The organism is Psychromonas sp. SA13A, from assembly GCF_011378715.1.
GTDB lineage: Bacteria > Pseudomonadota > Gammaproteobacteria > Enterobacterales > Psychromonadaceae > Psychromonas.
This window is the reverse complement of the sequence record NZ_WTKU01000002.1, coordinates 133,838-160,524: the sequence shown is the minus strand read 5'-3', so window position 1 is coordinate 160,524 and position 26,687 is coordinate 133,838. Positions and strand designations below refer to the sequence as shown.

Genomic DNA, 26,687 nt, shown 5'->3' with positions numbered 1-26,687 from the left:
CAATATAATAAGGAGATTCATGTGATCACAGTAGAAACCCCTGCAAGTTTTGAATGGAACGAATCAAATAGTCAGTGGGTAAAAAATTATTTAATACCTAAAACCCCCCTATTATTATCTTTAACACAGGGCTTAGGAATCGATATTAATAATATGTCTGAGACACAATTTACACAGCTATGTCAGTTACTTGAAACCACAGCTGAAGGCCGTGAATTACGTAATAAAATGTTTAAAGCTTGGCGCAGTAAAAAGTCACGTGATAGCGATGATGGAAAAAAACTCTATACCTTTAACTTATCTATTAAAGCTGGTGACCAGTTAAAGAAAGTTGCCAAAAATAAAGCGTTAAATAAAACCCTAGAATCCCTTATTTTTGCCGCTAAAGAGCCTGCGTGTGATACAAAAAAAATGCAGCAAACAATTGATAGCTTAAGTGTGAAAAATCAGGAATTAAAACAACAGTTATCCAATGCACAGAACCAATCATCAAACAGCAATGATACCGATACCGATGATTTTGACTCATTAATTAAAAATGACTTACAAGTTGCAGAATTAGCAAAATTAGAAAAATCTCAGCTGATCAAACAAATTTTATTACTGAAAAGAAAGTTAAATAAATAGATGTCTAGATTCGCATAATAAGTGCAGTTGCTTAACTGCTATTGTGAAGAATAAAGTATAGTTTTGAAAGCCATAACTAATTATGACTCATCTATACCCGTTACCATTCAAGATGCAAAGCTCAGCAAGTTGTGAGGTGAGTAGCTTCTAGGCAGAAAATTGAAGATCTAACTAGTTCAATCAATACTTTCTAACAACGAAGATGCTTGCCTCACAACTTGCCCTGTGGGTCGTTAGCTCGAAAAGCATTCAGCGTTGCAACATTCGATAAGACTAGCCATTGTCATCATGTTACGCCTTGCCTTGCTGCCCAAGCTAACGACTGAATAAAGCATCTCGATTGATAACGGGTATATATATTGAATATTTATTAAGCATTTACAGCTTAATCTCTTATAGCTTAACAAGCATCTCTTAATAATTAATCTTTTAACAATTACTTAGGCTAATTAAACGTTCCAAGGATTACTTGGGTCATACTTAGGCTCTGCTTTATCAGTTTTTTTACTTGCTACTTTATTATCACGCATAGGATGTTTAGTGTCTTGTCTGCGTGATTGATGACTTTGGCGTTTCTCATTTTGTCGCTCTTGAAAAGCCGATGCTGCTTTAGCTTGTGACAACTCTATTGATTCAATGGTTAGTTTCATCGGAGATAAAGGTACAATACCATGGTCAAAACCACGCTCTCTCGGGTCTAAATGAAATTCTACATCATTAGGTTTAGGCATACGCTTAAAACGATATAAATAAAAGCTCTCTAACTTTAATCGTGCCCATTCCGTTTTTTGTAAAAATTTTAAACTACCTTTAATACTTGGATTAACGTCAAAACATTTAAAACGGGTTGCTGCAAATAAGATTTTCCAACCATAAAATTCGACCAACTCTGTTAATAATGTTTCAGTTTTCAAACCATGAAGTGGGTTGTTTCTTTGTAATTCGGCAGACATTTTCTTTCCTAAGGGTATTTCAATAAATCGGTAGATAATATAAATGTTGGTAAGTTAACATCTAAATGTAGACTAGATAGTAAACTCAACCTTAATAACATTATTGTTTTATTTGTGCATTATAGCAATCATTTCAATTCAGCGTCATTGCTTCCATTATTTTTTGGGATGGTTACGATAACAACTTACAAATTGATTAAATAATGCCCTAACTATTAAGTTGACCATTAAACTGATCATTTATCAATTTCATGTCTATATGTTCAATGCCATCTTCATCGTAAGGATCTGAACAAATAATAAACCCTAATGACTGATAAAAATTTTGTAAGTGAGATTGAGCAGATATTTTAATAGCTGGTGCTTGCATTTCATCTCTAATAAAATCAATCGCTTTATGCATCAGTTGCTTAGCTAAACCACTTTTACGTGCATTGGCAGATACAGCTACCCTACCAATGGCTACTTCTTGATAAAGAATACCAGCTGGAATAATTCGACAATAAGCGACTAAATCATCATCCTCTTCCGATATTAATAATATATGTAATGCTTGCTGGTCTAAATTATCAGTATCCGCATATAAACATTGTTGTTCAAGAATAAACACGTCTTGTCTAAGCTTTAATACTTGGTATAAACGATGTGCAGATAATTCTTTAAAAAACTTTAACTCCCAACTCAACATGACCTATTCCATTCTTTACAATCATCACTTAATAACTTCGTCTTGATACAAATCATCATTTAACACCCCATGGATTGCTTGGGTCATAAACAGGTTCATTCTTAATAGTGTCTGCTTTCTCATAAATGCGGTATTTGCATGCTATATCAACACGATCAATCATCGCATTAGTAATAGGTTTAGGTTCATCAGGCATCTGATCTTCAGGGATATTTCTGTCTCTAGGTGGCTTAGCCAGTAACTTGGGTTCTGGGTATGGATAGGCTTTGAATTCATACAGATAAAAGGTTTCAACTTTTTCACGTGCCCATTGATTGTTACGCAAAAATTTACAAGTAGATTTCATACCGGTATGGAAATTAAACCGATCTATCAATAGCGCCTCACTTAAACCAGGCCAAGTGTAGTGTTCTGATATTTCGGTTAATAGAACTTCTAGCTTTAATCCATACAATGGATTATTTTGTTTTTTTACGGTCATGTTTTACTCTACTTTTATATTTACCAGAGACTCTCAGCTGAACTTGATTTTACTGGCAATTTTAATTTGTTAAGACAAAAAAGAATGTGCTGGATGATAATTTAATAGACTGTTGTGTACTGTCACGCCTTGGTATTTAAGTTGATTGATGCGTTCTAAATATGCAGCACCAGTCAATAAATGTAATGCAACATCGACTGCATTTCGTTGTTGGTAATCGGCTAAATAACTGTCTTTTACCCAACTATTAAAGGCACCCAAACTCGGTCCAGCCCATATTTGATAGTCCATTTCACGTCCCTTTTCACCAATATTAGACCAGCGTGATGACAGACCTAAATACCAACGGAATATAAGTGCCATTTTTCGTTTTGGATCATCTAGCGCTCTGGTTAACATGTCTGGATCACGCTCATGAAAAAAGGCTTTGGTAATATCCCACACTTGATCTAGATTTTGTCTAAAAATTTGTTTTTCGACTTTCTCGCGTTCAATGGTAGGAATGGCTTCAATACTTGGGTAGTTAGTGTAGAGCTCATAGAGTTTATTCGCTCGCATAGCAAACATTGAGCCACGCTTTACCACTTGTAGTTTAACCCCCATTTCAAACATATCCGCCGCAGGGGCCATGGTCACATCGGCCATCTCTACATTCGCTAATAATCTTCTTGTATGTTCCGAAGCGCCCGCTTCTACACAAGCTTGGTTAACAGAGCCAAGAACAATGTAAGCAGCACCCATATTAAATGCAGCTAGAGCAGATTCAGGGGTTCCTATTCCGCCTCCAGCACCAACACGCAGTGGCGTCACATAGTTATACTTTTCTTGTAACTGATCACGCTGTTTTATAATAGTTGGTAGGAGTGTTAAAAAAGGACGGTTGTCAGTGTGTCCACCAGAATCTGCTTCAGCGGTAATATCATCGGCCATAGGCACCTTCAGTGCAAGCTCCGCCTGTAGTGCCGTTATTTTTCCTGCTGCTAGTAATTTTGTTAAAAACTTTTGCGGCGCAGGTGACATGAATCGTTCTGCAACTTCAGTGCGTGAAACTTTTGCAATGACTTTATTGTTAATAGCAATACTACCATCTGAATTTTGCGAAAGACCAGCGACTCGATAATGTACAATATGTTCAGTCAAAGCTAAAAACGCAGAAGCTTCTACAGTGTTAACACCTAATTTCAAAAACCGCTCTACCGCACCCGATTCAAGCGCTTGCTCGCTGGGAGAGTGAATTAAGTTAACCGCAAAAGGGCCATCAGGCAACGCACGTTGTATACGTTTAATAGATTCTTCAATGACATCAGGAATAAGTCCTGCAGCGCCAAATGAACATAAAAAACCAGCTTGACCTAATGCAATCACTAACTCTACTGATGCAATGCCATTGGCCATCGCGCCACCATGATAAGCATATTTTACACCATGCGCTTTTTTAAATTCAGCGGAACCAAGTTCTTCAGCTTTAATTGCTTGTGCAAACGCGAGTACCGGTAAAACAGAAGCTGATGAAGTATCTACTGCTGTATTTTCTTGATGACTCATTAACTGATGAGTGACCGCAATGTTATTATTTGATTTAGCTAAATACATCGGTTTACCAATCTCTAATAATGCATTTTTTAAGCTAACAGGGTCATCGGATAATGTTGAAGCAGCTACTTGCCAATTCCAATCAATTTGTTGTTTATTGATTTCAATAAGTGCTGCTTTGTAAGTTGCTTGTGTCATTATTTTTCTCTTTAAGCTTCAACGATACTCAGAACAATGTCTTTCACTTGATAGATACGCAAACCATCTTTTGATAAGTTAGCATCGCCTATTAAGCGCACTTCCGATGCACTAGTAATAATCTCTTTTAAGTGCACATCCAAGCTCATTTTTTTATTAAGTGGTGTAATTTGTCCGCGATATTTCCACGCAACCTTAGTTGTTGGCGCAATAAAACGAGGATTACTGAATTGCTTACCTAAATCATGGGTTAACGCATAACACTGTAACAACTCGATAATGGCTTCTACGCCTAAAGAGCCTGGCATTACAGGATCTTGATGGAAATGATAACGGAAGAACCAATCACTCGCATCAATGTGGCGTTGCCCATAAATGTAAGCTAATTGATGATCTCCACCACCTTCAACAATACTCACTGTATCAACAAAGTTTAATTGCCCACCAGCTAAACGATAATTTGGCTTCTGTGCAGATGAATTGAATAAACTCAGTGTATCATCTGTAAGATCAATCTGTGTAATATCAGTTGCCGCAATATTATACTCAACAAACCACGGTTGAGTTACTTGTCCGTTATCAATACCCAACTGATTAGTTAATGAGTCTGCACTGAAATAACCAAAGACTGCTCCACCACGGTATATTGTTTCTGCATCGACACTTAATTCAAAACTAAAGCTTTGAATGATTGCACCACCTGCCATGCTTGTTGATAACAACACAGATTTATTAACGATGGTTTTTCCACGTAAATCGATCTGCTTAATGATCTCTCCGTGACCGTCTAAATTGCGAAAATAGAGATCTTTTTCCGGGTATTTTAGGGTAGTCCCCATGTACGCAGAGATAAATCCGTTTGGTTGTAATGCAATCTCCATTAATAGCGAATAAGGCATCCAGTTTTCACAGCTATTTTTAGTGAAATACCAGGCATCTTCCGGAACCTCATATTCAGCAATACAGCTAGCAGGCGTTTTAAAGTCCATACGTTGACCTTGCACATCAACGACCTTAGTAACCACCTGTAAATCGCCACAGGGCGTTCTTGGTGGCGTTCTGCCTTGATAAACATCAAAGTCTTGTCCAAAACACTGGCTAATGTTTCCCGTTGCAAATTCAAACAGATGCCAAGGCGTAAAAGGTAGCGTATCTGGTTGTCTATTCTGCCCTTCAAAATAAGGTGCTGCAAAGTGTTGTATTGGCACGACACCTTTATTAGTCGGTACACTCAAGTCTGATTCAACACGCATCAGTGGTCGTGTTGTATTTAGAAACGGTTTGATACCTCGTTCATCGATACAGTGTTGATCAATACTATGTTGGTCAATACTGTGTTGATCAACACTGTATTTGCCTTGTTCAAACCCTAAAGCGGCACCACTTAGTGCCGAGGTTTCGCCCAAGTGATTTATAGAAATATTATTTGCATTATTCACGCGATTTACATTGTTAGGAAGGGATACAGGATAAGGGCTTGTTTGATCTTGCTCTTTTATTTCCATACACAAATTTTTAAAATCGACGACAACTTTACCGTCCAAAATAATATCGATATTTGCTTTGATAAATGGACACGGTGACATTCCAATTTCAGTCACTTCCATTCTATAGGTCAGAGTATTAGTTTGAGGTCTAACTTGACCACGGCAACGCACCGTTTGCGCTTCACCGGCCATCGGTTGAAAACGTGCATTATTGACATGACTATTCATACCTAACCAGAGCATGAAGAACATTGCCATTTGGCCACAACCTTCAGACATTAACGAGCCAGCCATCACTTGGTCATCCTTAAAGTGGCAAGGGAAATACCAATGTTCAGGGTCTAATTGTTTTTGACCTTCTAGTAAACCGAGTCCCCAATGCCCCCCATTTTTATCAATTTTAGTGATTCGTTCAATCATTAAGAATTTTTCAGATGAGAACTTTAATGAAGGGTTACGCCCCTGTTGATCATAAGCATCACCAAAACACCCTTTGATATCACCATGCACTAATTTTAACATCGATTGATAATCGTATTGTGTTTGAGTATTAGCAATTAAGGGGCTAAATGATGATTTTATTGCACTATCGTATTGTGCTTTGTCATTAGCTGTTGCAATCACCCCTTTTCCATCTGCTAGCTCCTCATCGGTGAAGAAACCAGCACAACCATTACGCATGATTAACACTTTTTTATCGCCAACAAAACAATCGTAATGGAAGAAAAACAATAACTGCTCGCCATTTTTAGCATAAGAATCAATATGAATTTCATAGCGCAAGGTTTCACCGCCAAAAGCCATCTCTTCTAAAAATGTTAATTCACAGTCTAATAAGCGGTATACACGTTCTCCTTTGTTCTGAAAATCAATGCCAATATAAGAAATTAGCATAAGATCGCATTGGCCAGATTCTACGGATACAGACCAAGGTATTTGACCATCAATTAAAAAAGGTGCATCCAAAGGAATGTCATACTCGGTAAACATAGAAGATTTTTTATATTGATGCGTTTGTGCACTGAGTTCGGTAACTCGGCTTACCAATAAATAATCCGTAGTCGGCAAACGTACTCTGCGTTTATAGCTATCAATAACGGCATACTGCTGACCAAATACATTACCAATATTACCTTCCGCAAACTCCACCAATTGCGCAGTATCAAAAACAATATTGGCAGGCTTATTATATTTGGGGATTAACTTCAAAGGTGGATAGTCAAACCCACTTTGCCCCTGAATCGACAATAAACCAACTAGGTTTGTTGATGGCTGATTTGAATGACCTAAAGGCTGCTCAACTGCCGTAATTTGCGCAGGATTAACTAATTCATTATTAGTCATCGGCATTTGCTCACCCATTACAAGCTGAGCCTGCAGCTTGATCAAGGTAGATATCTGCTTTTCAGCCATAAATCGAGCACGTAAGAATGCTTGATGAGTTTGGCTTTGTTGCTCAATTTCACTACTTACTTGGCTTGCTACTTTACTTACTACTGGGCTTACTATTTGACTATGCTGTTTTTGTTTCTCTGTTTCGCCAACAGTACTTTCAATATTGCCTGTTGTTTTTTGTGTTTTTTCGGTCATCGTTTCAACATTATTTCTGCTATTAGCAGTATTGATTGAGGCATTTAAATGGGCCATTTCAGGGGCTTTAAACTGCCTATTAAAAGAGTGCTGTATTTGCTCAATGAGTGGATTGTTTTGTTGTTGGCAAATACTATCAAAAATTGATTTACCGCCTAAGGTTACCGTTTTAATTAATCCTGGCTTAGAAGGCTTAGCTGTTACCTTAGTAACAAATTTAGTCGCGTTCACATTAGACATAATAAGATGGGCAATACTATTGTCCATACCTAATCCATTTATTGCAACATAACGACTTGGTAGAACAACATTATTTTGTTCACCGTCTGTTTGTTTATTGTCCTTAACAGCAAATACACTTGCAATAAGGCTCGCCATGCCAGATGCGTTATAACAATGCCCTATCTTTTGCTTGCTAGAAACAATAGAGGCACTTGCATAAAGCGTAGTCAAAGCATGATGTTCATCTGTTAATTGTTGTTGATTACCGGCGGCAAAAGCTTCAACTTGGGTAATTTGTGCTGCACTGATCTGTGCTTTTGCTAATGTACGAGAAATAACCTCAACATTACTCTGTGCATTGATATTAGGGGCAAAGTTAACAGCTTCAATATTTGCATAAACTGTATCAGATTCGTTCACTCGAGAGTCTGCGAGCTGCGAGTTATCACCTTCTAAATCCTTTACTTGTGCGAGTACCTGAGCAGAATTTGCTTTAACAACAATAGCTCCTGCGCCTTCTCCGACTAACCACTGTAATTGTTGTTCAGAACGGGATTGTACATGTGCATTTACAGCAACTCGATTTTCCATAGGATTCATTTCACTTGCACTAAAACGTTGCCTCAGTGAAATATTTTCGATACTTCCCGCTAAATCAACACTTGCAATAATAACTGCTTCGACCGCGCTCGTTTTAAATAAATTATCCGCAATATCAATGCATTTATACACCGAGTTTTCTTCACTAGAAACCGTAAAGGCAGGTCCACTAAAGTCCCATAATGCAGAGATTCTTGAAGCCATGATATTACCAATAAAACTAGTGTATTGGTTTAGCTGCGCCGGTTGGTTAATACTCTGTTTGCTGATAGCAATCAATTCGGCCAACTGCTGCTCGGTTAATTCAACTCCCAGTGCAGATAAACTTTGCTGAATTTGGCTGTGCAGATTAACACGTCCACGATATTGGTGTAGATCAAGCTCTAATCCCATAGCGACCAAAACAGCAACATTACTTCCTGGCGTTAAGTTAGCATCTTTAGCGGCATTGTCAGCCACCTTCATCATTAATAACTGTTGTGGTATCAAGCTATCTTGATCATTAGGCGGAATCTTAAAACGCAAAAAATCTATCTCAAATTCACTGACATAATTCCCTTTAGGGGCTTTTTGTAATCCCATTCGATTGAGTACTGATGCCTGTTTATCAATCCCTTGCCAACGTTTCTCCGGTAAATCCACAAAATGATTTTCGTTGCTATTTAATAACTGCTGATAATCGAATGCATTATCAACCGAACCAAAGTGGCAATCTATTCCAACAATAGCAAGACTTTGTACAGGGTTCAGTTGATTTGTATTGTCTGTTTTTGGGCTATCACCCGCTTGCAACACTAAGTGAGCATTACTACCACCAAAACCAAACACACTAACACCTGCTGTATTTTGATGTTTATGATCTAATGAATGTGAGGTTTCAGGCCATCTTATATTCTGAGTCGGGATCTGTTGTGCTGAAAAGTAACCCTGTTTAGTCGCAATGGCATTATCAACATTAATGGTTGCAGGGATCATTTTCTCGTTAAGTGCATAAATAGCTTTTGTCATCGCAGGCATACCTGCAGCCGTTAATAAATGACCGAGGTTAGATTTTGCAGATCCAAGTAAAGGTTTATGATGATATTGTCTAAAAAACTGTTCCATAGACGTTAATTCAACTTTATCGCCTTTAGGAGTCCCCGTTGCATGGCATTCAATGTAATCAATTTCTCGTGGATCAATCTGCGCATCTTTATAGGCTTCTTGATAAGCTAATATTTGCCCTTTACTATTAGGACTAAGTACAAATTCACCTTTGCCATCATTGGTTAAAGCTCCGCCTTTGATCACAGCATGAATATGATCCCCGTCTTTAATGGCATCACTATGTCGCTTAAGTACCATCATACCGGCACCTTGTGCAGCAAATAGCCCTTGTGAATCTTGATCAAAAGGAGCATGTCGATTATTTTCAGGAAAAGCTTGAAAGATTGAAAATCCCATGTTCACAAATAAAGAATCGGCAGCAGAAACCGCCCCCGCTAACATCATATTAGCTTTACCCGTTTGCAAATAATCACAGGCTAATTTCACGCTATAACATGATGAAGCACAAGCAGCATCCAAGGAAAAATAATTGCCACCGAGACCATTAACTTCAGCTAATAAAGCAGCGGGATAACCGGCCACAAGTGCATTATAAGGAGAAACGGTTTTAGTAGGTACAAAAGTAGACAGTTGAAACCTTGAATCAATCGTTTGCTGTAAGGCAAGCTCTACCACATCACGATATAACTCTAAAAAAAGATGATTAGATTGCTTGGTCGGGAAAGAAAGGTTACCTAGAATCAACCCACAATCTTTTAATTTTTCACTGTGCAAATACCCTGCATCCTGCAAAGCACGTTTAGTCACGTACAGCGACCATTGATGTAAATCATCTAGCTGGTTTAAATCATCGGCAGTTACTGCTTTCCTTCCATTTAATGAGCGTTGATTAGTAATATATTCAGTACCATCAAAGTTAAAATCACGAATGTAACCGCCATATAAACAATAATATTTATCGCTTTCACCCTTGCGCCCTAGATAGTCGTTTGGATTAACACCTAGTTCATGTTCAGTGATTGGCGTTCGATTATCTTGTTGCTTTAGTAATTGCTGCCAAAACTCCTCAGGTGCACTCGACCCTGGAAATAAATTAGCAATACCTACGATGGCGATGTTTTCCATAATTACTCTCTATGATACTGATACTAAAGCAGACAACTTCTTAACGGGTCGTATTAATGAACCACTAAAAAAAGGCTGTAAATGAATAGGATAACCAAGGCTCAACAAGGCTGCGATGGTTTTTAAAATGGCACTATGATCATCTAATTTATTTTGGTTAACTGATAAACAGGTAATTGGCTGAGTGCTATTTTTTAAAATGCGTTCAATCCAAGTACTCAGGGACTTACCCGCGCCCATCTCAATAAAGACCGTTTCACCTGATGCCACTATTTTGTTTATTAAGCGAGGAAAATCAACTAATTCCGTTAAACATTTACTAATACTCACGGCAATGGCTTTTTGCGTGATAGGTATCGGTAAATAACACGAACTTGAAAATAGCTGGCAACTTAGTTTTTGTTTGATCGGTAAAGAATACAGCTGCAACATGTTTTCATATTCGCTTTTTGCTAACTCACAGTGAATTATGTTGTGTACATTCAGAGCGATAGCACGCAAATTTAATCGTTTGGCTAATGCTAAACATTGTTCAGGCACACCAGCAATGACCAGACTCTCTGGCGTATTGATAATAGTGATATAAACACTTGGGAATTCTTCAATAATGGATTCAACCTGTGAAAGCCCCGCTTTGATATGATAAGACTCCCACAAAGGTTGTTCAGGGGTTGAACTAACACTGCTTTTATCGATTTTGTTGTTGGTAGTATTGCTTGTTTTATTTGGTGTTTTATTTGGTGTTTTATTTATTACAGTACAGCTACTCTGCTCAGTAAATTCAATTTTATCTAGGCTGTTTATTTGAATGCTCTGTAAGCGTTTTAATGGACCAGATAACTGCTCAGTAAACACCTTGCTATTTCTGAAACGCTGGCTCATTAACTGTGGTGTTTGCCAACAGTCTAGCGCAGCAAACATACTCACTTCTCCCATGCTATAACCCGCAGCACTGGTCGCTTTTAAACCAAGTTGTTGCTGAAAAATATTAGTTAATAAACACGCATAACTAACGCCTGCCTCAGCAATATTCGCTAATTCTGCACGTAACGACTTTTCTAGCGCTAAGGACATATTAAAATCAACTTCATCTATCAAGCGTGGTGTGAGCAACGCATCTTGTAAGCTATGTGCAAGATCATCACTGAGCATGGATAATGATTGCCAACATTGAGGAAATAAACGCAGTAAATCTTTGCCCATATTGACGTATAATGCGCCCACACCGGGGTAGATAAAACTAAGTGGTTTTGGCGTTTTAAAGGTACTCACTGCTTGCCCACTAAAATAGCTACCAACAGGTGTCTTCCAAGGTTTGTTATTTTGCTGGGCAACGCTAACACCGGCGATGGCTAATTGTATTTGTTCCATTAATGTTATAAATGAAGACGCTAACAGCACGACACAAAACTGCGCCTGAGTATCTTCATCCATCGCGAGTTTAGCATTGATTTGGTTATTATCTTGAGCATCCACTTGAGCATTAATCGAATAAGTTAAATTATTTTTTTGCTTAACAAATTCAACAAATGACAATGTTTGACTTGCAGAAATCATATCCATTACATGCAGTAATGTTTGCTTTAAAAGCTTTAATAATAATTGCATCTTTGAAGCACGAAAAATCACTGGTTTTAACGCTTGTTGAGCTAAAAAACCATTATTTACGTTAAAACTATCACCTTTTTTTATGCCTGCTGCGGACACACTAATTAATTCAAGCAGCCCATTAATATAAGTATTGTTGTCAATATTTTTAACATCAGCTTTATTAGCATCTTTCATCGAATCTTTTACATGGCCGACATGGCTTACAATCACTCGACGAGGTCTAGTATTAGCTCCCTCGTTTGCTTTATCACTTAAATAACTGTTCGAATGGGCTAGATAGTAAAAAGGTGAATGTTGCCAATCGGTTATAGACGGTGTTTCATTATCAGCTTGCTTTGCCCCCTGCTTTTTATTTTTCTTTTGAATCAAGCTTTGCTTACAACCTAAACGATAGCGCTGATCTAAACATAATATAGCGGCAAGCAGTGACACTAACACAGTGAAATTTACCGAATCAGTCCTAATACACTCTACTGCCGTTAATAATGTTGTCTTAGCTTGATCTTTTTTTTGTCCAGATGATGCTTGAATTTGTTGTTCAGATAAACATTGAAAGGCATTTAGCCAACTGCCTTGATGCTGATGCCGGTAAACTTTGTTTTGTTCACTTGTACAACCTTCAGCTACAGATTCACCAGTGAGTATAGATTCAACCTGGGCAGGATTAATATCATTAGTCGATAAAAAATCTTGTATATGTTCACTCACTTCATCATTACAAGAAGTTTTTGTATAATTCAAAGTAGAAAATGCATTAATTTCAGCATAACAATGACATAAATGAAATTGCGATAGTGGTTGTTCAAGTAAAGCTTTATCGCAAACTAATAATGCAGCAACACCATCTAAATATTGTTGATTAATAGAAAGGATGATGGCTGCTTTATTGTTTACAGTGCTGATATTTGATTTTACAGTGCGAGAGTAGCTAAGCTTGTCGTTATTTGTAGCAACAAAACTTACTTCTTGCGCCTTTTTCAATGCCTCTGTAATCGAAAAAACAGTATTCACAGCAAAAAAATTAGTACTGAATTCAGTATTGGATAGTAATGGCTGAAAAATAGATGAATTGTCTTCATCTACAATCAATAAGTTAATATCATCGCCAGTTAAATGATTTACCGTTAATAACTGCTCAACAACCCTTTCGGCATCAGTTAAAATAGGCCCATAATGGCCCTGCTTTACTAATGGAATAGATTGATTTCTGTATAAGTGGTAATCGAATGCATCAATATCTTTTACTGATGCAAAACTCCCCCCTAGACCGATCACAGCAAGCATTATTAAGCGCTAGCCTTAAATAACTCACGTAAACTTGCGCTACAGGTGACTTCTGCTGCGCTTATTTTACTAATCACTCGATTATTTTGATCAATCAATAAAAGATCGCCAATCACCGACTGTCCCGATTGTTTAGTGATCGTCAATTTTATAAAGAAATCTTCACCTACTTTTACATCTCGAAATAACTGCCATTGCTCAGTGCTCGTTGGCAAACTACCGGCATCCATTATTTTACTTGTCCACACTAACAGAGCTTGATATACCAGATCATTGGCTAACACATTATTGTCAGCTAATAAAAATTCACCTTGTGCAGACAGCGCTGAAGGTTCAATAACACATTCGATTAATAAACCAGATTCATCTAATTGATGGACATGTTTAATACCCTGTAAACTCTCACCATGGAATAAACTACCGTCTGAATACAAAGCGTTAGCTTGTGCAGACTGCTTGCTTACTCGCTGCGGTAAAATACCTTGATACATTATTTGCTCCGCATTTTGTTGATAACCAGGTTTAATCAAATTCAATACGGCACGATAATGATAAAATGATTTAGTGGGTTCTTTTTCACTACTAACCACTACTTCAATAGCAATGGAAGAATCAGACTCACTGATCACGGTTGTATTAATCAAGTAATGTATCGATTGTTTACCATCAAAAACAACACCTTTTAACAACTTAAAGTGTTCAATACTTTGATAAGAATAATCAGGATACAAGGCTTCACAAGTTGAACGCATCCAAGCCATCGCGCACACAGTAGGTAATACTTGCTGACCATCAATTTTATGATCTGCAATCAATAAACTATTATCGGGATTAAAGGTTTTTGTCACGACTTTGTTAACACCGATTAATGTTTGATTATTCCCCTCTAACGCCCATTCTTGAGTAGACAAATTATGCTTAGCAGCCGTATCATTCGTATCTAAAGCATCATGATTACCAGACATATCAGTACCGACTACAATTTGCACACAACGATTGCTATTAGCCGCCAACTCGCTGGCCAGTAATGTAGCCCCCGATTGAATAGGAATAATGTATACACCACGCTCGTCGAACATACGTTTCAACTCTGCTGTAACCATACCACCATTCCAAGGTCCCCAATTGAAACTAAGCACCTGCGCCGCTGGATATAAATCTTTAAAACGGTAAGCTACTTTATTAAGGATTTCATTCGCAATCGCGTAATCAGATTGACCAGGGTTACCATAAAAGCCCGCTGCAGAAGAAAATAACACTAAATGTTGTAATGTGCTTAACTCACAACAAGCTAACAATGCATTCAACCCTTGAATTTTAGTGTTATATACCTGATCAAATTCGGCTAATGTTTTTTGTTCAATAAATTTATCTGCTAGTACACCGGCGCCATGTATAACACCCGTAATCGGTCCCCACAAATCACAAATTGGTTGAATCACTGCTTTAAGGTTTTCTTGGTCGCAAACATCCGCGCTAACGTATTCAGCAATACCTCCGAAAGCTTCAATGCTCTGTAAGGTTTGTGTTATTTCTCGATTAGCGAGTACCGGCCCGATCAACTGTTTAATCAACTTAGGGCTTGGTTTTTCACCTGTATTGAGCAAATGTTTCATAGCAGCTTTTTTTAATTCGCTCTCAGTGACATAACTAAGTGACCAATCATCTTCTTTAGCCTGATAACTTGAGCGCCCTAGTAAAATAAATTTACACTGGTATTGTTTAGCAATTTCAATGACACAATGTGCTGTCACTCCTTTAGCACCGCCACTCACTAAGAAAACACTATTCTCATCTAACTTATTATCACTTTGTAATTGATAACTGTCGGTACTTTTGGCGACTAGTGAAAGGCGCCCCTGTTCATTAAAGCCAACTTCAACCGGTAATATTTGTTTGTCATTGAGTTCACCGACAACTATCTTGGTAACTTTATTAGCAGCATATTTACTAGGAATATCAACAATACGGCAAAACACATTATCCCACTCATGGGCGATTGTTTTCACTAAACCAGCTAATCCACCTTGCACAAGATCCGCTTTTTGTTCGATATTATTCGTTGCAAAATCACCACCTTGGCGTGTTAACACCAAAAATGATACACGGTCATCGTTATTTATTTTGTTAAGTTTACTTAACTTCGCTAACAGAAAGGCTAACTGTAATCCTTTTTTATGATCCTCTGTAAAGCTAATCCCTTCAACTGCTGTTTTAGGATGCAGATAAATAACCGACTGCCACTGTTCCTTTGATTCTAATAATGTGTGTAATGTGTTTTCACAAAGTTCAGGTAAAACCAAACGCTCAATGTTCTGATCAAAGGACTTAGTCATTTTCTCTACCACCCAAGCAGGTGTCAGTACACTTACATTCCAACCTAATGTAGATAACTCATTGGCAATCAATACACAGCTATTTAAACCATCATTAACTAATAGAAGATTCTTGTTATCAACACTTGAGTTAATACACTCAAGTGTTGCAAGCTTTTTTATTTCTACCGTCGCACTAGGAGATGGATCAATAACATAATTGATTTCCAAATTATTTTCTGTCGCCGCATTTTCTAAAACCAATGGTTTTTCAGGGCTAATTTCTGCATTTAAAACAGGCAATACTATCGCACTCGATTGAACGCTATGCATGTATTGTATAATTTCATCTAAGGTACGCATTTGTGATAATTGCTCAGCATCTAACTCCGGTAAGTCAGTTATCTCATCCTGCACAGCCCCTAGAATTTCTACACGTTTGATAGAATCAATACCTAAATCAGCTTCCATATCCATGGTTAATTCGAGCATTTCAACGGGATAGCCGGTTTTATCAGCGACCACATTTAACATGACTTTTTCAATGTCATTGAGGTTCAAGGAATTATTACTGGTAGCTTTCGCTGTTTCAACTTGTGTGGCTATAACAACTGGTGTTGAAACTTCAACGTCAGTCATGGGGTTTACTGTCACCACTGAATGCATATAATTCACAATTTCAGCTAAAGTACGCATTTGCGATAACTGTTCAGCATCTAACTCTGGCAAATCAACAATTTCATCTTGCACCGCGCCTAAGATCTCAACTCGCTTGATTGAATCAATGCCGAGATCCGCTTCCATATCCATGGTTAGTTCTAGCATTTCTGTTGGGTAGCCGGTTTTATCCGCTACCACGCTAAGCATGACTTTTTCAATATCATTAAGGTTCAAGGAATTTTTGCTGGTAACTTTAGCTATTTCAACTTGTGTGGCAGTAACAACTGGTGTCGAAGCTACGACGTCAACCACTGGGTTTACTATCACCACTGAATGCATATAATTCACAATTTCAGCTAAAGTACGCATTTGAGATAACTGTTCAGCATCTAACTCTGGCAAATCAACAATTTTATCTTGCACCGCGCCTAAGATCTCTACACGCTTGATTGAGTCAATGCCTAGATCCGCTTCCATATCCATGGTTAATTCAAGCATTTCAACGGGATAGCCGGTTTTGTCAGCCACCACACTAAGCATGACTGTTTCAATATCATTGAGGTTCAAAGCGTTATTGTTAGCAACTTTTTCTGTTTCGAGCTGTATTTCAGTAGCCAAAGCAACGACCTCACTCATTGGATTTACCATCACCACTGAATGCATATAAGCAACAATTTCATCTAGGGTACGCATTTGAGATAATTGCTCAGCATCTAACTCTGGTAAATCAGCTATTTCATCCTGTACAGCCCCTAAGATCTCAACACGCTTGATTGAATCAATGCCAAGATCTGCTTCCATATCCATGCTCAGTTCTAGCATTTCTGTTGGGTAACCGGTTTTATCCGCCACCACGTTAAGCATCACTTTTTCAATATCATTGAGATTCAGGGAAGTATTGTTATCAACTTTCGCTGTTTCGACCTGTATTGCAGTAGCCGAAGCAACGACCTCACTCATTGGATTTACTATCACCACTGAATGCATATAAGCAACAATTTCATCTAGGGTACGCATTTGCGATAATTGCTCAGCATCTAACTCTGGTAAATTAGCTATTTCATCCTGTACAGCCCCTAAGATCTCAACACGCTTGATTGAATCAATGCCAAGATCTGCTTCCATATCCATGCTCAGTTCTAGCATTTCTGTTGGGTAACCGGTTTTATCCGCCACCACGTTAAGCATCACTTTTTCAATATCATTGAGATTCAAGGAAGTATTGTTATCAACTTTCGCTGTTTCGACCTGTATTGCAGTAGCCGAAGCAACGATCTCTCTCATTGGATTTACTACCACCACTGAGTGCATATAGTTAACAATTTCCGCTAGGGTACGCATTTGTGATAACTGCTCAGCATCTAATTCCGGTAAGTCAGTGACCTGATCTTGCACTGCGCCTAAGATCTCAACACGTTTAATTGAATCAATGCCCAGATCTGCTTCCATATCCATGCTTAGCTCTAACATTTCAGTGGGATAACCGGTTTTGTCAGCGACTACATTCAACATAATGCTTTCAATAGCTTGAGCATCCGCCTTTGTCTCAGTGACTGCTATTACGTTGGCAGGTTGTTTAACTTGCTGAGACTGAATCGTTGCATGTGTTACTTTTAGTTGTTGTTGTAAATCAAGATCATTGGCTGTGCTGATATTTGTATTAGCATTTGCCGCAACACTTTCCTTTTGACTACTTTGGAATTGATTAGCTTGCATTTCAGGTTGAAGCTTATCAGTAGACCTTGCCGTTGCCGAATCTGTTACGTTATACATAGGATTTTTTAAGTTAGATACAGAGTTTGTTGTTCTGTTTTCACTCACTTCAACCGCCGACACATTATTCAACATTTGCTGCATATTGTCGGTTTGATTGTTTAAATAAGTTTCGTGTACACGCAACGTTTCCGTCTGGAAGTCATGGTACATAGCAAGTGTTTTATCTAACCCGTCAGGTAATTTTTGTTGCCCTGCTTGCGCAGCAAGTACTGTTTTAAACGTATCCGCGTATTGATTCGGCCCTTCTAAATAAGCTTGGTGCACAGAGAGAAGTTGTGATTGATGTTTAACAAACTGCTCTACGCTGCTTTCAATACTAGAAGCTAATTGTTGTTGATTATTACTAATGCGATTAATAGCATTAGTAGCTAAATGAGCACTAGCTTGGTCTTGAATATTGGCGCCCGTTTGATCAGCTAAACGCTTACCTTGACTGTCTACGTAGACTATTTTTTCGACAACCTTTTCAACTATTTTTTCAACAATAACTTCTTTAATTTGTGGTTCAGACAAAGGTACTGCCTGTGCTACTTTCCAACCATCTGTTAATTCATCTTGGAAGGCTTTTTTAGTTTTATTGCTGACATAAGATGCACCAGAAAGCTTCATTGCTAGTGGTGACTTTTTAGGTGCTATTGTAGGGCGTACTACCGCAGAGTATGGGTCAATATTATCCAGTTCAAGTCCAAGCACGGCCATTTGCACGGCAGCTAAGCGTAATTGTAAATCTGAACACTGCTTAGGATTGTTATTGGTTGCAATGGTTACGACATCATTTTTATCGCCTAAAATGTTATCAACTAATCGTGTTAATACATTTTTAGGACCAAACTCAACAAATATGCGCCCACCAGCATCATACAAATTATTAATCTCTTTACTGAATTGTACTGACTGTAAAATATGTTCTTTTAGTGCAGACTTGATCTGATTATGATCATCACTGTGCGCTTCACCCGTTGCATTTGAATACACTGCGATCTTAGGTTTGTTAAACTTAACCCCATCAATAGCTTCAGCAAAAGGTTGCTGCGCGTGGCCTACTAGCGGTGTATGAAATGCAGCAGAAACCGGTAATGCGATGACTTTAAAACCACTGTCAGTTAATTGCGTTGTCGCGATTGCTATCGCGTCGGTTGTACCTGCAATAACAGCTTGATTATTTGCGTTATAATTGGCAATTTCCACCCCTTCAATCGCTTCAATGTTTGATTCAATATCGCTTATATTTCCAATCACTGCCGCCATAGTGCCAGGGTCAAATGCTTCACTATTTTGTGTATTGTTATCAGGTGCCGACATAGCTTGCCCGCGCGCCTTCGCTAATTTCATAAAGTCAGCTTCAGATATAACTTCTGCAGCCCATAATGCAGTCAACTCACCAAAACTATGTCCTGCGGCAAAATCTGCTTTAAATCCAGCTTGTTTAAAGGTATTGAATAAACCAACAGATAAGCTACCAATGGCAGGTTGTGCGTATTGTGTCGCTCTTAACGCTAATTCCTGTTGATCGCGTTTTTGTTGATCAAATACGGGAATAGGATACACAAACTGAGATAAACTTGTCTCACCTGCTTGATGGAATTGCTGGTCAATGTGCACTTGACTAGCCATCATGCTTGGAAAATGACAAACCAACTCACGGCCCATATTGACATACTGAGAACCTTGACCAGAGAATAAAGCCACTACTTTGCCATTAGTTGGCATCGCCTGCTCACGATAATAAAGGCCAGTCGGTGTTGACCATTCACTATTTTGATCAGTGGTTAATTGAGTGATTAGCTGTTGCAACAGCTTAATTGTTTGCTCAACTCCCTTGGCGACAAAACCACAGCGAGCTTGTTTTTCTGCTACTTTCTTAATCGGATACGAAAGGATCAACTGATTAAGCGCATAGGGTTGTTGTTCAGGGTCTACCTGCAAAGAAGCTAATTCAGTTTTTAATGTGTTAAGTAAAGACTGTTTATTATCGGCAGCAAATAACAACGTCTGTGCAACCTCATTTAATCGATATGCACCTTGTTGGTTTTGTGTATATTCTTCTAACACTAAATGAAAATTAGTGCCGCCAAAGCCAAATGAGCTAATACCCGCTTGACGCTTAGCGCCATCAGCACGTTGCATCCAAGGTCTAGTTTCAGTATTAATATACAAAGGTGTATTTTCAATATCTAAATTTTGATTTGGTTTATCTACATTAATAGTGGCTGGTAACACCTTATGATGTAAAGCGAGTGATGCTTTGATTAAACCCGCCGCGCCTGCAGCCGCTTTAGTATGTCCCACTTGAGACTTAACAGAACCAAGGGCAACGTGCTGTTTTTGATCGTTATTTTCACTAAATAATAACTCTAAGCCTCTAAACTCTGCTGCATCGCCCGCTTTAGTGCCAGTGCCATGAGCTTCAATTAAGCCACAGGTTTTTGGGTCAAAACCGGCATCTTGATAGGCACGTTTTAATGCTTTTAATTGTCCTTCTGGACGAGGAGCATAAATAGATTTAAATTTACCATCGGATGAACTACCAATACCTTTAATAACAGAATAGATTCGGTCACCGTCACGTTCAGCATCTTCTAAACGTTTTAGAGCGATCATCCCTACCCCTTCACCGATCATCATTCCGTTCGATTTATCATCAAAAGGACGAATACAATCTCCGTCGGTAAAAGCAGGAGTTTTAGAAAATGACATGTACATGAATGGTGAGTTATCGCAGCAAATACCACCTGATAACATCATATCTGAGCGGTATTCTAATAAATCTGAAACCGCCATTTTGATCGCAGATAAAGAACCCGCACAAGCAGCATCAACCACACAGTTAGTACCACCAAAATTAAAACGATTCGCGATACGTCCAGCAATAACGTTACCTAACATACCGGGGAACGAATTTTCTTCCCAGGGAATATAAGCCTTCTTAAATTTATCCACGATAACTTGTGTATCATCTTGACTAAGGCCTGAAGCTTTTAAAACTTTCTCAAGTACGGGGCCTTGTAGGCGAGACATTAATTGTCCACCTTGTTTTTGGCCACCACCTACTCCTAATACAATGCCCATTTTATCACGGTCAAAACTGCTTTCTTCACTGACACCGGCATCAGCTAATACATCACGCGCAACCACTAAAGCCATTAACTGTGTAATATCTGTTAATTCTAATAAGTTCGGTGGTAAACCAAATTCCATTGGATCAAAATCAATCTCGGGTAAAAAAGCGCCGCGTTTACAATAACTTTTATCCGCTTCTTTTTTATCGGCAGAATAATAATCATCGATAGCCCATCTGTCCTCTGGCACATCTTGAATGCCATTCACAGAATTAACGATAGTATCCCAAAATTGTCCAAGGTTTTTACTCTCAGCAAAAACCGAAGCCATACCAACAATTGCAATCGGCGTTTCTTGCAAGCGAGAGTTGAGTCGCTTATCCGACGCTGGGTTTGTGGTTTGCTTTTTTGACATTGTTTTCTCCAATAGCATTACTATTAATTTGCTAAGCGTTTACTGTTCGCTTAACAAATGAAATCGGCTTAAAAATTCATTATAATTTGCCGCTAATAAACGGCGGATATGGAACGGCGCATGGCGCAAAACATACTTCATATAGCGTCTTGCAGCATCGGCTTCATCGTCTTGATATAAATCTACATAAACCCATTCACTCTCTAGGTCATGTGCAATTAACAAACGCGGTTGGTTATCTTGATTGGCAATATTTTTTTGCTTTGTTTTATTCAATGATTTATTTAATGTTTTATTCGATGCATTATTCGGTTTTGTATAAAGATCAGGCAAGGTTGTCACACTCACTTGTACTACATCTGAATAGCTTAAATGACGAGTATTTGAATTTCTTGCTTGGTCTGCCAGTTTACTGCTTTTTAGGCTGTCGGCATCTTCCAAGCGTAATTGATTTAATACATCCAACATAGCCTGAGGGTTAACCACAGAACTCATCACTTCATCTGAGTTATTGTCTTGAATCGCAACGGTGACTTGCTGTTCTAACTTAATCAATTCACCAGCAGGATCGATATCAGCTAATTTAGAAACACCATGGCGTTTTAAACATCGCTGTAATCCAGCACGAGAAGTGTTTTCATTAATGAATTGGCGACAGACTTGTAACAGATGATCAAGCGACAACATTAATCTAGTACGTAATTGCACTACGATATATTGTTGTTGCAAGGTAAGTGTTGTTTTTGAGTTTTTTGGGACATGTGAAGCATCTTCAAGCGTATCGCGTTGACGCCATTTACGTACCGTAGATTCAGATATTTTCAGAAGACGAGCTAATACCGCCGTAGGCAGTTCTGATGCTCGAATAAAAGCTCGGATTTCAGGGGTAGTAGTAGCGTTTTTATGCTGTTTGGCGCTCAATAGATGATTCACTAAAACGAAAAAGTATCGCTAATATACACAGGTATCAACCCCTATACAATCAACCGATACTTATAATTGTTTATAGTCTGTGCAAACACACAATTTTTTATCGAGATCACAGAATTGTTAATCATTAATTTCTGCATGGTGAATAGATTCAAAATAGTCAATAAAGATTAGCCTTCTATTTATAACTTATAAACTATAGCCTTTAACCTATACCCCATACCAAGATATACCAAGATATACCAAGATAGTCTGAAACATGAGTACGACTTTTCAAGGTTATAGGCTTTTCAAAACGCTATTAACTATTTAAGTAAAGCCTGTGCTAACCAAGTTTTGAATTGTGCCGCGGGCAATGCACCATTCAATGTATCAACCATTTTTCCCTGCTTAAAGACCATTAAAGTAGGAATACTGCGTATATTATATTTTGCCCCTAATTGTTGTTGGTCTTCGGTATCTACTTTCACAAATAAAACCGACGTTTGCTGTTTTGCAACTTCAGTAAATGTTGGCGCAAAGTTAATACATGGACCACACCAAGGGGCCCAAAAATCAACGACTACCGGCTTTTCACTATTAATCAACGCTGCTAAATTAGCATCGGTACCTTCAACAGGGGCACCTTGTAATAAATCTTTTTTACAACGCCCGCAGCTCGGGTTAGCGTCAATTCGATCAATGGGTAAACGATTCATTGAATGGCAATGTGGGCATCTAGAAGTGATTGTATTCATTATTATGTTCTCTTTTAAGTCGATGGATCAAAATCTATTTCTTTGCATGCACTATTTTTTAAAAATAGATAATTTATATTTTTATATCTTTCTCTTATTCTTATTCTTATTCTCAATTTCTTCGTTCATTTAATACTTTATTTATAAGTGTTTTATTAAATTATTTATTTAAAACTACTCCATAGAATCAATGCTACTTAAAATAAACCTAGGTTTAAAGAGACCAATATAGTAGAGCAGACAATTAAGTCAAAAATAAGTGTTATCTCGCTTTATTCAAAAATATTGTTGAACATTTATCAAGCAAAATCTAAAGGCGACTAAAAACGAGTTTCAACTCACCTGTTTATATTCGATAACTCTTTATTTTGGTGCTGAGCATGTTCATCTCACCACTTGCTTATTTTTGGTTCAAAATACTAACGAGTGATCTCAATTACAATTTTTGTGAAGTATATTTCATTGATGTTTATCAGATTTCTGCTACCCCCTTAATTTTATTGTGGAATATGATAGTGTATGTTTATTGTACTTAGCGTTATTCATCAAATGTAATTTTAATGGAGAACTACTCATGGCCACATCGATACAATCTTTAAAACAACTTCAAATTAACGATAGCATTTATAACTATTATAGTTTTGATGCTTTGCAAGATAAGTATGACCTTTCGCGTTTACCCTTTTCCGCTAAAATCTTATTAGAGAATCTACTGCGCCATGCAGATCGTGATTTTGTGCAACCAGAGGATATTGAAACGTTAGCAAAATGGGATGTAGATAACTGGCAAGATACTGAAATCGCTTTTGTTCCTTCTCGTGTTGTGCTTCAAGATTTTACAGGGGTACCTGCCGTTGTAGATTTAGCAGCGATGCGAGATGCGATTGTAAAAATGGGCGGGAAAGCAGATAAGATCAATCCGCTGAATCCAGTAGAACTAGTTATTGACCACTCAGTAATGGTAGATGTCTACGGCCAAGCCGATGCTTTACAGCAAAATACAGCCATGGAATTTCAACGTAATGGCGAACGTTATAAGTTCTTACGTTGGGGTCAACAAAGCTTTGATAATTTTAAAGTTGTCCCTCCAGGTCGCGGTATCGTACATCAAGTCAATCTCGAATATTTAGCGCGCGTTGTGTTTAAAGATTCCGAACAAAATAATTTACTCTATCCTGATACTTTAGTTGGCACAGACTCACATACCACCATGATCAATGGTCTTGGTGTTTTGGGTTGGGGAGTGGGAGGCATTGAAGCTGAAGCCGCTATGTTAGGCCAACCCGTCACCATGTTATTGCCTGAAATTGTAGGATTTGAATTAACCGGAAAATTACCCGCGGGGACGACGGCAACGGATCTCGTATTAACGGTAACTGAACAGCTACGTGCTGCAGGTGTAGTGGGTAAATTTGTTGAGTTTTTTGGTGAAGGAGTCAATCAATTAACTTTGGCTGATAGAGCAACCATTGCCAATATGGCACCGGAATATGGAGCTACCTGTGGTATTTTCCCTATCGATCATCAAACCATTGATTATTTAAAATTAACCGGTCGTAGCAGTAAAGATATTGCACAAGTTGAGGGTTATTTAAAAGCCATGGACATGTGGGGTGTAGAGTCGCAAAAAAATGCGGTTTATCATAGCAGATTATCATTACAACTTGATCAAGTCGTCCCTTCTATTGCAGGCCCTAAAAGACCTCAAGACAGAATATCACTGGACCAAGCGGGCTCAGCCTATCGTGATTGGTTAGCATTACAAAAAGGACCACAACAAGCAGCTCCTGATCAAGCAAAAAGTGGTTTTGAAAGTGAAGGAGGACAAGCATCCACTATACTACCTTCAAGCGATGGTGGTGCAGGTGTTGCTTGTCAATATAATGGTGAAGACTTTATTTTAAAACATGGCTCTGTCGTCATTGCAGCAATAACTAGTTGTACTAATACTTCCAATCCATCGGTATTAATTGCAGCGGGTTTATTAGCAAGAAAAGCGAGACAACTTGGGTTAAATGTTAAACCTTGGGTTAAAACTAGCTTGGCACCGGGTTCACAAGTAGTCACCGATTATTTAGCAAAAGCTGGTTTAAATGAAGATCTAGATGCGCTCGGATTTCAATTAGTAGGCTATGGCTGTACCACCTGTATTGGTAACTCAGGTCCTTTACCAACTGAAATTAGTGACGCAATACATCAAGGGGATTTATCCGTTACTTCCGTATTATCAGGAAACCGTAACTTTGAAGGACGTATCCACCCCGAAATTCAAGCTAATTATTTAGCGTCACCGCCTTTAGTGGTTGCCTATGCATTGGCAGGTAATATGCAAATAGACATTACTACCGAACCTTTGGGCAATGATAGCAATGGCAAGCCGGTTTACTTAAAAGATATTTGGCCAGATAATAACGAAATAAAACAGATGATGGAAAAAGTCATTGATAGCTCAATGTTTATATCCCGTTATGCTGATGTTTATAGTGGTAATAAAGATTGGCAAGCATTGGACGTTGTACAAAGCCAAAAATATGATTGGCCAGATTCAACCTACGTTAAACTCCCACCTTTCTTTGCTAATATTAGTGCCCAAGTACCAGAGATTACCGATATTAATAATGCACGTTGTTTATTAAAACTAGGTGATAGTGTCACCACAGACCACATATCCCCAGCGGGCTCTATTGCACTTGATAGCCCTGCCGCAGCCTACTTAGAAAGCGAAGGTGTAGCTGCAAAAGATTTTAACTCCTATGGTTCTAGACGCGGTAATCACGAAGTCATGATGCGAGGCACTTTTGCTAATGTACGTTTACGTAATTTATTGGCTCCGGGTACCGAAGGCTGTTGGACGCGCATGATGCCATCTGGTGAACAAATGAGTGTATTTGATGCTGCTATGCAATATCAACAACATAACATTGCTTCCATTGTGTTAGCGGGTAAAGAGTACGGCACGGGTAGTTCACGTGATTGGGCGGCGAAAGGGCCTGCGTTATTAGGCGTTAAAGCAGTTATCGCACAAAGTTACGAACGCATACATCGTTCTAATCTAGTTGGAATGGGTATATTGCCTTTACAATTTATGGAAAACGATAGCGCTGATTCATTAGCATTAACGGGTGAAGAACAATTTACTATTCCGGCGGTCAGTGCAGGACAAAAAACGGTGCAAGTGACAGCCACTGCTGAAGATGGAAGTTCTCGAAGCTTTGAAGCACGTATTCGAATAGATACACCGAATGAGTTTAGCTATTATCAACACGGTGGCATCTTACACTACGTACTTCGTAACTTATCTGTTTAGAGGGTTAATATTGAAGTAGTGAATTTGTAAGTGTTTTAAAAG

11 protein-coding genes are annotated in these 26,687 nt (G+C 38.4%); 2 read left to right on the top strand and 9 right to left on the bottom strand.

What is annotated here, in order from left to right; all coding sequences use genetic code 11:
• Positions 1–21 precede the first annotated feature (21 nt).
• Positions 22–627: a hypothetical protein gene (locus GQR44_RS03365; protein WP_166369258.1), complete on the top strand. Its 606-nt coding sequence runs from the start codon at positions 22–24 to the stop codon at positions 625–627.
• Positions 628–1,076: 449 nt separating this feature from the next.
• Here GQR44_RS03365 and GQR44_RS03360 read toward each other — a convergent pair whose 3' ends face one another.
• The 9 genes from GQR44_RS03360 to trxC all read right to left on the bottom strand — a co-directional run bounded on the left by GQR44_RS03360 (position 1,077) and on the right by trxC (position 23,338).
• Entirely contained in the window at positions 1,077–1,580 is a 504-nt protein-coding gene (locus GQR44_RS03360) for a VF530 family DNA-binding protein (RefSeq protein WP_166369256.1), read from the bottom strand.
• Positions 1,581–1,788: 208 nt separating this feature from the next.
• Entirely contained in the window at positions 1,789–2,268 is a 480-nt protein-coding gene (locus tag GQR44_RS03355) for a GNAT family N-acetyltransferase (protein ID WP_205962950.1), read from the bottom strand.
• Positions 2,269–2,323: 55 nt separating this feature from the next.
• Positions 2,324–2,749, bottom strand: coding sequence for a VF530 family DNA-binding protein (locus GQR44_RS03350; protein ID WP_166369254.1), 426 nt, complete (start codon positions 2,747–2,749; stop codon positions 2,324–2,326).
• Positions 2,750–2,818: 69 nt separating this feature from the next.
• Positions 2,819–4,480 (bottom strand): PfaD family polyunsaturated fatty acid/polyketide biosynthesis protein, encoded by a 1,662-nt coding sequence (locus tag GQR44_RS03345; RefSeq protein WP_166369252.1) that lies wholly within the window; start codon positions 4,478–4,480, stop codon positions 2,819–2,821.
• 11 nt (positions 4,481–4,491) lie between these two features.
• Positions 4,492–10,551: a beta-ketoacyl synthase N-terminal-like domain-containing protein gene (locus tag GQR44_RS03340; protein ID WP_166369250.1), complete on the bottom strand. Its 6,060-nt coding sequence runs from the start codon at positions 10,549–10,551 to the stop codon at positions 4,492–4,494.
• A gap of 9 nt (positions 10,552–10,560) precedes the next feature.
• Positions 10,561–13,446 (bottom strand): hypothetical protein, encoded by a 2,886-nt coding sequence (locus GQR44_RS03335; RefSeq protein ID WP_166369248.1) that lies wholly within the window; start codon positions 13,444–13,446, stop codon positions 10,561–10,563.
• A gap of 2 nt (positions 13,447–13,448) precedes the next feature.
• Entirely contained in the window at positions 13,449–21,671 is an 8,223-nt protein-coding gene (locus tag GQR44_RS03330) for a type I polyketide synthase (protein ID WP_166369246.1), read from the bottom strand.
• Between the two features lie 39 nt (positions 21,672–21,710).
• Complete coding sequence (locus GQR44_RS03325) at positions 21,711–22,592, bottom strand: helix-turn-helix domain-containing protein (protein ID WP_166369244.1); 882 nt, start codon at positions 22,590–22,592, stop codon at positions 21,711–21,713.
• Positions 22,593–22,906: 314 nt separating this feature from the next.
• Entirely contained in the window at positions 22,907–23,338 is a 432-nt protein-coding gene (gene trxC / locus GQR44_RS03320; protein ID WP_166369242.1) for a thioredoxin TrxC, read from the bottom strand.
• A 574-nt stretch (positions 23,339–23,912) separates the two neighbouring features.
• Here trxC and acnA point away from each other — a divergent pair.
• Positions 23,913–26,645: an aconitate hydratase AcnA gene (gene acnA, locus GQR44_RS03315; protein WP_166369240.1), complete on the top strand. Its 2,733-nt coding sequence runs from the start codon at positions 23,913–23,915 to the stop codon at positions 26,643–26,645.
• Positions 26,646–26,687: the final 42 nt, after the last annotated feature.